Below are 13,504 nucleotides of genomic sequence, written 5' to 3' on the forward strand. Positions count from 1 at the left end.
CGGAATGTCTCAATCACTACAAAAATTATTATACCAGCTTCATAAAAAAATGCAAGTCTTTTTTTGAAATTTTATTTATTTTTTTATTTTTCATATTTGTTTTTACTATTATAAATATACTAACCTCTTTTAAATGCAAGTTTTATACTATACATCTACTCTATTAATAAATATAATTCTCTTTCTTCTTTATTCATTCTATTTCTTATCTTTTTTAAATAGCTGTAGTTTCTATAACTGTTTTATTAATATCAGCTAGTATTTTAGTCTTTGTATTATACTTTTCTTTATACTCAGTAAACTCTTTTAAAATACAACCCATTTCATCCATAGCTCTATATACATCTTTGTGTTGTCTGCGAAAACTCTCTAAGTTCATTTATTTATTCACCCTACTTTTTATATTATGGGTTAATGATAATACATTTCAATTACTAACTCTGTAACAACAGTTACAAAAAAAGAGAACTACAAAAGCAGTTCTCTTTTAAAATCTAAAAATTATTTTCCTAATGGCTTCATTGTTGGGAATAAAATTACGTTTCTGATTGATGCTGAATCAGTTAGGAACATAACTAATCTGTCAATTCCCATTCCCATACCACCTGTTGGAGGCATACCTGTTTCAAGAGCGCTCATGAATTGTTCATCTAGTACATAAGCTTCATCATCACCTAATTCTCTTTCCTTAGCTTGTTGTTCAAATCTTTGTCTTTGAACTATAGGATCATTTAATTCTGAATAAGCATTACATAATTCTCTACCATATACGAATCCTTCGAATCTTTCAGTAAATGCTTCATTTCCTCTCTTCTTCTTTGTAAGTGGAGAGTTTTCTACTGGATAATCTATAACGAATGTTGGTTGAATTAATTTTTCTTCACCAAACTCATCAAATAAAGCAACTAATACTTCACCCTTAGTAACTGTATTTAATGGTTTAGGAAATTCTAAGTTCTTTTCCTTAGCTATAGCTTGAGCTTCTTCATCAGAATTTATTGTATTAAAGTCAACTCCTGAATATTCTTTAACTACATCTACCATAGTCATTCTCTTCCATGGTGGCTTAAAGTCTATTTCAGTTCCTTGATAGTTAACCTTAGTTGTTCCTACAACTTTTTCACAGATATATGCAACCATATTTTCTGTAATTTTCATCATATCATTATAATCTGAATATGCTTCGTATAATTCTATAGAAGTGAATTCTGGATTATGTCTTACATCCATACCTTCATTTCTGAATATTCTTCCGATTTCATATACTTTTTCCATACCAGCAACTATAAGTCTCTTTAAGTTTAACTCAGTTGCAATTCTTAAATACATATCTATATCTAATGTGTTATGGTGAGTTATGAATGGTCTTGCTGCAGCACCACCAGCTATTTCTGATAATACTGGAGTTTCAACTTCTAAGAATCCTTTTTGATCTAAGAATTCTCTCATAGCTGATACTATCTTACTTCTCTTTATGAAAGTATCTTTAACTGCTGGATTAGTTATTATATCAACTTCTCTTTGTCTATATCTTAAGTCAGGATCTTTTAATCCATGCCACTTTTCTGGTAATGGTTTTAATGATTTAGTAACTAATTCAAAACTCTTAACTTTTATAGTTATTTCTTCTGTTTTTGTCTTGAAAACTTCACCTGTTACAGCAACTATATCACCAATATCGTATGACTTGTAAGCTTTAAGATTTTCTTCACCAACAACATCAATCTTTAAGAATAATTGAATCTTTCCATCTCTATCATGGATATCAGAGAAAACTACTTTTCCTTGTCCTCTCTTAGACATTATTCTACCAGCCACAGTAACATCTTTACCTTCTAGTGTATCATAATTGTCTTTAACTTCTTGTGATGTATGAGTTCTTTCAACTTTATATACATCAAAAGGATCCTTCCCTTGCTTTTGTAATTCTGCAAGCTTTTCTCTTCTTAATTGTTCTTGTTCACTGAACTGAGATTCTAATTCTTGCATATTCATTTCCTCAGTTGACATTACTATCCCTCCGTTACTCTCTTCTTATATCTAATATTTCGAACTTACTAATTCCATCTGGTACAGCTGCTTCAACTACATCTCCGATTTTTCTACCGATAAGTGCCTTACCAACTGGTGACTCATTTGAAATTTTAAAATTCATAGGATCTGCTTCTGCTGAACCTACTATTGTATATTCAACTACTTCATCAAAGTCATAATCCTTAACCTTTACAGTGGCTCCAACAGCTACTGTTCCAGCAGGAATTTCACTTTCATCAACTACTGAAGCATTTTTTAACATATTTTCTATTTGAAGAATTCTACCTTCTGTGAAAGCCTGTTCATTCTTCGCTTCATCATATTCTGAGTTTTCACTTAAATCTCCATATCCTAAAGCAACCTTTATCTTTTCAGTCACTTCTTTTCTCTTAACAGTTTTTAAGTATTCTAACTCTTCTTCTAATTTTTTAACACCTTCATATGTCATTATATATTTTTTTGATTCGCTCATATATATACTCCCCTTTAACAAATTTTTTGTTATTATAATAGGTTCTCAAATCATTCACATATTATAAAACAGCCCTTATAATATGTCAATAAATGATAATTAAGGGCATACTTTAATAAAATTTATCTAAAGTACAATAAATATATTATATACCCTAACCCGTTTTCTTCATACCCTAAATTACATTATACTTAAAATTATTCTATTCTAAGTCTTAATAATTTATTAGTGTATGCCTTAATTTAACACTTATTATAAGTTTTTTACACTTCAAGTTTTTTCAACTCTTCTTTATATTGATTTAAAGTTTCAAAAACTTCAGCACTTGAATTCATAGTATTTATTATGTTTCTTATTTCAGAACTCTTAGGAAGTCCTTTAATATACCATGAAGCATGCTTTCTCATTTCTCTAATTGCTTTATATTCACCATCATTTTTAACAGCTAATTCATAATGTCTAAGGCACATATCAATCTTTTCTTCTGGAGTTACTTCAAGTACTTCTTCACCCTTTAATTTTCTTTCTATTTGTTTAAAAATCCAAGGGTTTCCCATACTTCCTCTTGCAATCATTATACCATCACAATTAGATACTTCTTTTAATCTAAATGCATCTTCTGGTGTAAAGACATCTCCATTACCTATAACAGGAATATTAACAGCTTCTTTAACCTGTCTTATTATATCCCAATCAGCTTTTCCTTCATACATCTGTTGTCTAGTTCTACCATGAACTGCAATTGCATCTGCTCCAGCATTTTCTATCCATTTAGCAAATTCAACAGCATTTATATTATTTTCATCAAAGCCTTTTCTAAATTTAACAGTTACAGGTTTTGTTGAAACTTTCTTTATTTCTCTTACAATTTCTGCAGCTAAAGCAGGCTCTTTCATTAACGCTGAACCTTCTCCATTCTTAACTATTTTATTTGCTGGACATCCCATGTTAATATCAATAACACAAATATCTTCTCTTTCATTAAAATGTTCTTCACACATTTGTGCCATTATCTTAGGATCTCTACCAAATATCTGTACTGCTACTGGTTTTTCTTCTTCTGATATTCTTAATAAACTTTGAGTATTTTCACTGCCATAGTATAATGCCTTAGCACTTACCATTTCAGTATATACTAATCCACAGCCCATTTCTTTACATAAACCTCTAAAAGAAATGTCAGTAACTCCGGCCATTGGTGCTAAAAATACATTGTTGTCGAAGACCAGATTACCTATTTTCATATAATCTACTCCTTATTTTTATAATATATTAATCTTAATCCTTCTAAAGTCAAATCTGAATTTACTTCATCAATAACATCAGTATTACTATTAATTAAATTTGCAAGTCCTCCTGTTGCTACTACATAAGGTTCCTCTTTAGTTCTTGCTTTTATTTCTTCTTTCATTTTATTAACTATATATTCAACCTGCCCAACATATCCATATAATATTCCTGCTTGCATACTGTTAACAGTATTCTTACATATTATATTTTTAGGCATTTCAAGCTCAACTCTAGGAAGTTTTGCTGCTCTTTCAAATAAAGCATCTGAAGATATCTTAACTCCTGGAACAATACATCCTCCAAGATAATCACCATTTTCCATTAGTGCACAGAAAGTTGTTGCCGTACCAAAATCTATTATTATAGTAGGTCTACTATATAATTCATGAACAGCTACTGCATTTACTATTCTGTCAGCTCCAACTTCTTTTGGATTATCATACTTGATGTTTATTCCTGTTTTTACTCCTGGGCCAACTACTATAGGTTCTATTGAAAAACATTTTCTAATTGCATTTTCAAGAGAATGCATTATATTAGGAACTACCGAAGAAATAATTATTCCTGTAACTAACTTGCTATCTAAACCATTTTGATTAAATAATTGTATTATTTGTATAGCATATTCATCTGAAGTTTTCTTTACATCTGTTGACAAACGCCAGCTTGCAATACATTTTTCACCTTCTTGCACTCCTAATACTATATTAGTATTTCCAACATCCACAAGTAAAATCATAAAAGCACCACCTTAATATAATTAAAAGCAGCTATAATAGCTGCCTTTATTTCAATAAATAACTTAAATTTGACAATATAATTTTAGCAATTCATATTGATTTGTCAAGTAAAATATAACCTGTCTAAAATAACCCTACTATTGTTCCATCATTTAATATATCCATCTTATTAGCTGCAGGAACCTTTGGAAGTCCTGGCATAGTCATTATATTACCTGTTAATACAACTATAAATCCAGCACCATTTGAAACTCTAACTTCTTGAACTGTAATATTAAATCCTTCTGGTCTACCTATTAAAGATGGATCATCAGATAAAGAATATTGAGTTTTAGCTACGCAGATTGGTAACTTATCTAAATTAAACTTTTCAATTTCAGCAATTTGTTTTTTAGCTGCCACTGAATATTCAACCCCATCTGCACCATAAATTTCTTTTGCTATCTTTAATACTTTATCCTTTATGCTCTCTTCTGAGTCATATAAATACTTAAAGTTTGATTCTTCATTATCTAATACATCTTGAATTGTATCAGCTAATTCTAAACCACCTTCGCCGCCTTTTTCCCATACATTACAAAGAGCAATTTTTACTCCCATATCATCACAGAAGTCTCTTAAACATTTAATTTCTTCTTCGCTATCACTTACAAATCTATTTATTGCAACAACTACCGGAACATCATATTTCTTTATATTTTCAACTTGTTTTTGTAAGTTTACTATTCCCTTTTTAAGAGCTTCAACATTAGGAGTATTTAATTCTGTTTTTCCTACACCACCGTGATGTTTTAATGCTCTTATTGTAGCAACAACTACAACACAATCAGGTTTTAAGTTACCATATCTACATTTTATATCTAGGAATTTTTCTGCTCCAAGGTCTGCTCCAAATCCTGCTTCTGTTATAGCTATATCTCCAAGTTTTAATGCCATCTTTGTTGCTAAAACAGAGTTACATCCATGAGCAATATTTGCAAATGGTCCTCCATGTATAATAGCTGGTGTATTTTCTAATGTCTGTACTAAGTTAGGCTTAATAGCATCTTTCATTAATAACGCCATAGCTCCTTGAACTTCTAATTGTTTTGCATATACAGGGTTTCCATCTAAATCATAAGCAACTAATATATTACCCATTCTATTCTTTAAATCTTCTAAATCTTCAGCAAGACATAAAATAGCCATAATTTCTGAAGCAACAGTAATCATAAATCCATCTTCTCTTACAAAGCCATTTACCTTGCCGCCCATTCCTACAGTTATATGTCTTAAAGCTCTATCATTCATATCCATTACTCTTTTGAAAATAATTCTTCTTGAATCAATTCTCAAAACATTTCCTTGATGAATATGATTGTCTATTGCTGCACAAAGTAAATTATTTGCTGAAGTTATAGCGTGCATATCTCCTGTAAAGTGAAGATTAATATCTTCCATAGGAACTACTTGAGCGTATCCGCCACCTGCAGCTCCACCTTTTATTCCAAATACAGGTCCTAATGAAGGTTCTCTTAATGCTATCACTGCCTTTTTACCTTGTTTACAAAAAGCTTGACCAAGCCCTACTGTTACAGTTGATTTTCCTTCTCCTGCTGGTGTAGGATTAATTGCTGTAACTAATATAAGTTTCCCATCTTTTTTATCTTTATTCTTTTCTAATACATCTAATGATATTTTACATTTATATTTTCCATATAACTCAATATCATCTTCTGTTAAATTTATTTTCTCTGCTATTTTTACTATTGGTTCCATTTTAGCTTCTTGAGCTATTTGAATATCACTTTTCATCTAAAACAACTCCTCTATCCGCTCAAATTTAATTGCAATAAAATTATATCATTTATAAGTATATTTTGAAAGAAAATATCGAATATTTTTTGTTTTTATTCATTTAACATTCGTATTAATTAATATTAAAAAAGACTTCATAAAGAAGCCTTTTTTACTATGCATTATCAAATATTTCAGCAAATTCTTCTCCTGCAAGCTTTTCTTTTTCTAATAAAGCTTTTGAAACAGAATGAAGTTTATTCATATTTTCTTTTAATAATCTTTCAGCACTTGAATATGCTTCATCAATAAATCTCTTTACTTCTTTATCTATCTCAGCACCAAGCTCTTCACTAAAGTTTCTTTCTTTACCTAGATCCCTTCCTAAAAATACTTCATTTTGATTTGAGCCATAAGATATTGTACCAATTTTATCACTCATACCATATTCCATAACCATACTTCTTGCAATAGCACTAGCTCTATCAATATCATTTTTAGCTCCAGTACTTATATCTCCTAAAACTAGCTTTTCTGCAACCCTTCCTCCTAATAGTCCTACCATTTCATCTTTTAATTTAGACTTAGATGTATATGATGTATCTTCATTAGGGAAATGCATTGTATACCCACCAGCTCTTCCTCTAGGTATTATAGAAATTTCATGTACTGGATCTGCATTAGGTAATAATCTCATTACAACAGCATGACCTGCTTCATGATATGCTGTAAGTTTTCTATCATGTTCATTTATAACCTTACTTCTCTTTTCTGGGCCTGCAATTACTTTTGTTATAGCCTCTTCCATTTCATCCATTGTTATGGACTTTCTAGACTTTCTTACTGCTAATAACGCTGCTTCATTTGCAAGATTCTCTAAATCTGCACCACTAAACCCTGGTGTTCTTTTAGCTAATACTTTTAAATCAATATCCTTATCTAAAGGTTTGTTTTTTGTATGAACCTTTAATATTTCTTCTCTTCCTTTTACATCTGGAGCTGCAACTACTATTTGTCTATCAAATCTTCCTGGTCTAAGAAGTGCATGGTCTAATATATCTGGTCTATTAGTAGCTGCTATCATAATAATACCTTCATTTACTCCAAAGCCATCCATCTCAACTAGTAATTGATTTAATGTCTGTTCTCTTTCATCATGACCGCCACCAAGTCCTGCACCTCTTTGACGTCCAACAGCATCTATTTCATCAATAAATACTATGCAAGGAGAATTTTTCTTTGCTTCTTGAAATAAATCTCTAACTCTTGATGCCCCAACTCCAACAAACATTTCAACAAAATCTGATCCTGATATACTAAAAAATGGAACACCAGCTTCACCAGCAATTGCTTTAGCTAATAATGTTTTACCTGTTCCTGGAGGACCTACTAAAAGAACTCCTTTAGGAATTCTAGCTCCCATTTCCATATATCTAGCAGGAAGCTTTAGAAAATCAACTATTTCTTCTAGTTCAGCTTTTTCTTCATCAGCCCCAGCTACATCTTTAAATGTAACTTTCTTAGAATCTGGCGAGGCTATTTTGGCTCTACTTTTACCAAAGTTCATAACACCTCTTCCACTTCCACCTTGTGTTTGCTGAGTCATAATAAATAAAGCAACTAAAACCATAACAACCAAAATTATTGTTGGTATAATACTTAACCAAGCACTACTATTTGATGGAGCTTCAAATTCTATTCTCACATCATCCCTTGGACTTTCATCTATCAAATCCCCAATAACTTCTTTTGGTGCATATGTAACAAACACCTTATTATCACTAGTTTTTCCTTGTATAAGCATTTTATCTTCTTTTACTGTTATGTTTTCAATATTTCCATCTTTCCACTTCTGCTCAAATGAGCTATATGGTATATTTTCAGGGCCTCCTTTTGATTGCCATACAGTTGTCGCTGCAACTACCATAACTGCCAAAAGTATAACCCATATAATTGAACTTGAATTTTTCTTCATTCAAGGCCCCCCCTCTCATTATTCCAAAATATAACCATAGCATATTATTATATTTAAATAAACTTTAAATAACCTTATTTCTCGTATATTTCAGGCTTTAACGTTCCTATAAAAGGTAAGTTCCTGTATTTTTCAGCATAATCAATTCCATACCCAACTATAAATTCATCAGGCACTTCAAAACCTATATATTTAACATGTATATCTGTTTTTCTTCTTGAAGGCTTATTTAATAAAGTTGCTATTTCAATAGAATTAGCTCTTCTAGCCTTAAGATATTTTGAAAGATAAGCTAATGTAATTCCACTGTCTACTATATCTTCGACTATTAACACATCCTTCCCTTCTATATTATGGTCTAAATCCTTTAATATTCTAACAACTCCTGAACTTTCTGTTGCATTTCCATAACTAGAAACAGCCATAAAATCAATTTCACATGGAATATCAATATTCTTTAAAAGATCAGAAGTAAATAAAACTGAACCTTTTAGAACCCCAACAACTATAAGATCTTTTCCTGCATAATCTTCACTAATTTTTGCTCCCATTTCCTTAACTTTTTTCAATATTCTTTCTTCACTGAAAAGCACTTCTTTTATATCTTCTCTCATCCTTCTATTTCCTTTCCTCCACTGAAAAACTTACTTGTAATATTTTTTTTGTATTTTTTGTAATCTTGAATTCATCAGACAATTTTAAAGAAACAATCCATCCTATCTTTTCTCCAAACTGCATAATAGGAATTAAATCACGTTCTTCTTTAGGAGTTTTCATATTAATAAATATATCTTTTAATTTTTTAGTTCCCTTCATCCCTAATGGATTTATCTTATCTCCACTTTTTCTCTGTCTAATGATAATATTACCATCAATTACGTCATAATTAAAATACTTTATAGAATTATTTTTTCTTATTTGTAAATTCCCCTTGTTATCTAGTACTCTAAATTTAAATTTATAATTTCCAAATTCTAATGTCTTTCCATCTATTAAATTATTATCACAGCTAACCTCATCAAGTATACAGTCATTCGAATATTCTTTTGACTTTATATGAATATCTCCATATACATTTTCTGCACACATACCATAAGGAAGATCTATATTTTTATTAGTTGAAACCCTTTGAATTTCTTCAATTTCCTTTATATGTTTAAGCTCAACATCATACTGATTACCATTAACCTTTTTAATTGCCTTTCTAATTATTCTCCCAACAATGGCCTTACTCATTTTAAAGACCTCTTTTTGAATGATAACCTTATCTTCTTTTTCTATACAATATTTTTTATAAATTTTACTTACTTCTTCTACAATAAAGTTATTATCATCCTGAAGTAACAATGCCATTCTATTAATTGCTTCAATTACATCTTTATTAAAGTTTTCTTTCATATAAGGAAGAATATCTAATCTAACCTTATTTCTACTATATAATTTTTCCAAATTAGTGCAGTCAATTCTAGGTTTCAGCTTATTTTCTTCACAATATCCCTCTATTTCTTCTCTTTTCATAAATAGAATAGGTCTTATGTATCTATTTTCTCTCTTTACTGGTATTCCACCTAAACCATCTAACCCAGTTCCTCTCATAATTCTAAGTAAAATAGTTTCTGCTTGATCATTTGCATTATGTGCTGTTGCTATCTTTGAGTAATCTAGTTTATTTGCAACTTCATTAAAAAAATCATATCTAACTTTACGTCCTGCTGTTTCTGAGGATAATCCTTCTTCTCTTCCATAGCCTTCCACATCTTTTCTTAATGCAAAAAAAGGAATTCCAAGCTTATTACACATTTCCTCAGCATACCTTTCATCTCCATCAGCCTCTTCGCCTCTAATCATATGATTAATATGTGCTGCTGCTAACTTTAAATTTAACTCATCTTTCACACTATTTAGTAAGTTAAGCAAGCATACAGAGTCAGGTCCTCCTGATAATCCAACGACTATTCCATCACCTTTATCTATTAATGAATTTTCTTTTATATAATGTAAAAATCTTATTTTTATATCTTCAACCATCATTATTCCTCTATTCTATTATTTTGCTACCTATATTCTACATTTTCTTATTGAAAAATAAAATAGCTAGCTAAAATATCAGCTAGCTATTTATATGACAATTAATATAAAGAATATACCTTAGATACAACTACAGTCATATCGTCCTTAGCCTTACCGCCACTTAACTCTTTAGCTTTTTCTAAGATATCTTCAGCAAGCTGTTTTGGATCTTTTGATGCTCCTACCAAATAATTTTCTATCCAATTATATTTACCTAAATTCTCTTTATTAATATCCAAAATTCCATCACTTAATGTTATTATTAAATCTCCGCTTCTTACCTTTTCTTTAACTTCATCCACCTCAACTTTATCAACCACTCCAAAAGGTGGCATATTAGAGACAATAGTTTTTACCTTTTTTCCTCTCTTTATAAAACTTGCCGCTGCGCCAACCTTTACAAAGGAAACTTCTCCAGAATACATATCTAATATATTTAAATCTAAGGTTGAAAACTTTTCATCTTCTTCAAACTTCATAGCCATTATTGAATTTATCATATTTATAGCAGATTCTTTACTAAAGCCTGCATCAATGAAGTTCTCTACAATATCTACTGTTGCTTTACTTTCCTTACCTGCTTCAGGTCCATAGCCCATACCATCACTTATTATATTCATATACTTTCCATCATTACTCTTTCCAAAACTAAATGTATCTCCAGAATACTTTTCTCCATCCTTAGCCGTACTAGCTCCATAAGTAACTACATTAAATCTCGGACTTTCTTCAAATAATATGGTACATTCATTAGTATTAGGATCAATGCTACATCCATCTCTACCTATGCACATTTTCTTATTCATAATATCATTTAATATAGGCAGGACATTTGTAGCACAATACTTACCTCCTAGACATCCATTCATAGTTAACTTAACTTTCATTCTTGAAGTAGAGTCTCTATAGCAAAATATCTTTCTATAAGATATTCCATTTTTATTTAATGCACGCCTTATAGCCCTTTCAAAATCTTCAGATATAACAACTTCTTTATTAAAGTCCATAAGCATTTCATCTATAGAATCATGAATATTATCTATGTGATCAGCCATAAGCTGTCTTCCTTCTCCAAGTCTATCTTTTAAAATTTCTTTATTATTTAAGTTATTAACAATTCTTTCCGTATCTTTTATTATGTCAAATTTATATAAACACATCTTTTCTAAAGCATGAGGAAATATTACATTTCCATTTTCATAACTTTTTATTATGGATTCAAAACTGCTATACGTAATATTAAAATCTCTATTCCAACACTTATCACATTTATTGCATTTAGAACATATTCCATCTGCAAGGTTTTCTATTAATGCTGCACTCTTATTTTTATACATTAAACTATCATTATCATTCATATCATGCAAAGTTCTTGATATTGTCATAAGAACTCGCTGAAGTTTTTTTATTTTTTCAGTAAACTCCCCCTTAACCTCACTAAGTTCTCTTTCATTACATTCCATTTTCTTTTTATCACCATCTATTTCTGACCCTAAAAACTCAAATATCCGTTTTGGTGTAAGTAAAAATATAAGTGAAGCTGCAAAAACTTCGATTAATGGTGCTGCTGATAAATCACGAGAATAAATTGCTATTGCAAAATACATAACAACATAAGATAAAATAGAGAAAAACCTTCCAGTATCTTTAAATATCCCAGCTACTAACCCTGCAGAACTGTATAAAGTTATATCCTCCATCATATTTCCTGAACTTATTCCAGAAACTATGCCCATAGCTACCCCCATAGCTGCTCCATAGGTAGCTCCTCCTGTATATGCAATAGTTAAGATAACAACATAAGCAATAATATTTCTTATTTCAATATCAAATAAACTTATCCCACCTAATCCAGATACAACTAAACATATTATCATTCCTATACTGATTATTTCTTCTGAACTAAAAAAATAATTAGTATTAAACTCCTCAATGCACCTTATTCCATATCGTATTACATAGTATATAGGTATTATAACCACCGTATTTACCACTGATATTGTTAAAGCCACTCCAAGATCGTATTGAATGATACATAGGTTATAAATAAAATATACTCCTGCCAATATAACATACAAAAAGATATCTTTCAGCTTCATATTAAGTTTTTTTATTAAAAAGTTGTATATAACTGCCAAAAGAATAATTGCTATATTTGCATATTTACAATTTATATCTGCTGATATAGTCAGGTAGCCAGCACAAATTCCCACAGCACTGGTTATGGTTATCGATAAGTTTCTTCTTACAATTACAGCTAACAGAAGAGCAATTCCAAAAGGTGCTACTCCTACTATGTTTTCTGTGTTTAAATAGAAAGTAACTCTGCTAATAAGAATACCTATAATAATCATTATAAGCATTACCATTGGATTTCCTATGCTTTTATATAGTTTATGTTCTTCTTTAGTTCCCTTATAAGCATTAGCTTTAAGCCCATACTGCATTTGTACCCCGCCTTTCTTTCTATAAACTGCATTTAAGATTATAGCACTGGTTTTATTAATTTTATGTCATTTAATAGGGCACTTCATATTTTTTGTTGGACATTAAGTTTTATTATTCTAAGTATTACTTAAATAATCATCATTTTATTCAAAAAATATATTCTTATGTTTTTCCATCAAAAAAGCCCTCAAATACTGAATTTCATTAAGTATTTGAGGGCTATTACTTCATTTAACTTTTTGTCATTATTAATTATTGTTTATACTTTTTTGTTTAAAAGTTATATGCATGTTTTTAAAAAAAAATAAACATGAATAAATTCATGTTTACTTTGGTGCCGAAGACCGGAATCGAACCGGTACGGTGTTTAACCACCGCAGGATTTTAAGTCCTGTGCGTCTGCCAGTTCCGCCACTTCGGCACAGATGGTAGCGGAAATAGGACTTGAACCTACGACCCTTCGGGTATGAACCGAATGCTCTAGCCAACTGAGCTATTCCGCCATGTTATGGTTGCGGGGGCAGGACTTGAACCTACGACCTTCGGGTTATGAGCCCGACGAGCTGCCAACTGCTCCACCCCGCGTTATTATACTTAAAATTTAATTTATGGTGCCGAAGACCGGAATCGAACCGGTACGGTGTTTAACCACCGCAGGATTTTAAGTCCTGTGCGTCTGCCAGTTCCGCCACTTCGGCA

At 30.8% G+C, this 13,504-nt stretch carries 10 protein-coding genes and 4 tRNA genes; all 14 read right to left on the bottom strand.

Annotated elements, in window-relative coordinates; genetic code table 11:
• Nucleotides 1-214: 214 nt before the first annotated feature.
• Entirely contained in the window at nt 215-379 is a 165-nt protein-coding gene (locus tag BM384_RS17680) for a hypothetical protein (protein WP_175537350.1), read from the bottom strand.
• Nucleotides 380-501: 122 nt separating this feature from the next.
• Nucleotides 502-2,010, bottom strand: coding sequence for a lysine--tRNA ligase (gene lysS / locus BM384_RS10900; RefSeq protein ID WP_090013592.1), 1,509 nt, complete (start codon nt 2,008-2,010; stop codon nt 502-504).
• A gap of 13 nt (nt 2,011-2,023) precedes the next feature.
• The gene (gene greA / locus BM384_RS10905) at nt 2,024-2,506 is read right to left on the bottom strand and encodes a transcription elongation factor GreA (protein WP_090013594.1); all 483 of its coding nucleotides are present in this window, start codon (nt 2,504-2,506) and stop codon (nt 2,024-2,026) included.
• 263 nt (nt 2,507-2,769) lie between these two features.
• Nucleotides 2,770-3,750 carry a tRNA dihydrouridine synthase DusB gene (gene dusB, locus BM384_RS10910; RefSeq protein ID WP_090013595.1) on the bottom strand — a complete coding sequence of 327 codons (981 nt, stop codon included), beginning with the start codon at nt 3,748-3,750 and terminating at the stop codon, nt 2,770-2,772.
• A 5-nt stretch (nt 3,751-3,755) separates the two neighbouring features.
• Complete coding sequence (locus BM384_RS10915; protein WP_090013597.1) at nt 3,756-4,535, bottom strand: type III pantothenate kinase; 780 nt, start codon at nt 4,533-4,535, stop codon at nt 3,756-3,758.
• Nucleotides 4,536-4,659: 124 nt separating this feature from the next.
• The gene (locus BM384_RS10920; protein WP_090013599.1) at nt 4,660-6,330 is read right to left on the bottom strand and encodes a formate--tetrahydrofolate ligase; all 1,671 of its coding nucleotides are present in this window, start codon (nt 6,328-6,330) and stop codon (nt 4,660-4,662) included.
• A 157-nt stretch (nt 6,331-6,487) separates the two neighbouring features.
• Nucleotides 6,488-8,287 (bottom strand): ATP-dependent zinc metalloprotease FtsH, encoded by a 1,800-nt coding sequence (gene ftsH, locus BM384_RS10925; RefSeq protein WP_090013600.1) that lies wholly within the window; start codon nt 8,285-8,287, stop codon nt 6,488-6,490.
• Nucleotides 8,288-8,361: 74 nt separating this feature from the next.
• Nucleotides 8,362-8,901 carry a hypoxanthine phosphoribosyltransferase gene (hpt, locus tag BM384_RS10930; RefSeq protein ID WP_090013602.1) on the bottom strand — a complete coding sequence of 180 codons (540 nt, stop codon included), beginning with the start codon at nt 8,899-8,901 and terminating at the stop codon, nt 8,362-8,364.
• Between the two features lie 4 nt (nt 8,902-8,905).
• Complete coding sequence (gene tilS, locus BM384_RS10935) at nt 8,906-10,318, bottom strand: tRNA lysidine(34) synthetase TilS (RefSeq protein ID WP_347455066.1); 1,413 nt, start codon at nt 10,316-10,318, stop codon at nt 8,906-8,908.
• 98 nt (nt 10,319-10,416) lie between these two features.
• Nucleotides 10,417-12,804 carry a stage II sporulation protein E gene (spoIIE, locus tag BM384_RS10940; RefSeq protein ID WP_090013604.1) on the bottom strand — a complete coding sequence of 796 codons (2,388 nt, stop codon included), beginning with the start codon at nt 12,802-12,804 and terminating at the stop codon, nt 10,417-10,419.
• 333 nt (nt 12,805-13,137) lie between these two features.
• A tRNA-Leu gene (locus tag BM384_RS10945) sits at nt 13,138-13,226 on the bottom strand.
• Between the two features lie 5 nt (nt 13,227-13,231).
• Nucleotides 13,232-13,308: transfer RNA gene (locus BM384_RS10950), tRNA-Met, on the bottom strand.
• A gap of 6 nt (nt 13,309-13,314) precedes the next feature.
• Nucleotides 13,315-13,390, bottom strand: a tRNA-Met gene (locus tag BM384_RS10955).
• Between the two features lie 24 nt (nt 13,391-13,414).
• Nucleotides 13,415-13,503: transfer RNA gene (locus tag BM384_RS10960), tRNA-Leu, on the bottom strand.
• Nucleotide 13,504: the final 1 nt, after the last annotated feature.

Origin of the sequence: Clostridium sp. DSM 8431 (assembly GCF_900116755.1) — a bacterium.
Classification (GTDB): Bacteria; Bacillota; Clostridia; order Clostridiales; family Clostridiaceae; genus Clostridium.

Bases quoted from the DNA above. Each gene is read 5' to 3' on its own strand.
- hpt (WP_090013602.1), bottom strand. From the start codon at position 8,901: ATGAGAGAAGATATAAAAGAAGTGCTTTTCAGTGAAGAAAGAATATTG.
- BM384_RS17680 (WP_175537350.1), bottom strand. From the start codon at position 379: ATGAACTTAGAGAGTTTTCGCAGACAACACAAAGATGTATATAGAGCT.
- BM384_RS10920 (WP_090013599.1), bottom strand. From the start codon at position 6,330: ATGAAAAGTGATATTCAAATAGCTCAAGAAGCTAAAATGGAACCAATA.
- dusB (WP_090013595.1), bottom strand. From the start codon at position 3,750: ATGAAAATAGGTAATCTGGTCTTCGACAACAATGTATTTTTAGCACCA.
- spoIIE (WP_090013604.1), bottom strand. From the start codon at position 12,804: ATGCAGTATGGGCTTAAAGCTAATGCTTATAAGGGAACTAAAGAAGAA.
- greA (WP_090013594.1), bottom strand. From the start codon at position 2,506: ATGAGCGAATCAAAAAAATATATAATGACATATGAAGGTGTTAAAAAA.
- tilS (WP_347455066.1), bottom strand. From the start codon at position 10,318: ATGATGGTTGAAGATATAAAAATAAGATTTTTACATTATATAAAAGAA.
- BM384_RS10915 (WP_090013597.1), bottom strand. From the start codon at position 4,535: ATGATTTTACTTGTGGATGTTGGAAATACTAATATAGTATTAGGAGTG.
- lysS (WP_090013592.1), bottom strand. From the start codon at position 2,010: ATGTCAACTGAGGAAATGAATATGCAAGAATTAGAATCTCAGTTCAGT.
- ftsH (WP_090013600.1), bottom strand. From the start codon at position 8,287: ATGAAGAAAAATTCAAGTTCAATTATATGGGTTATACTTTTGGCAGTT.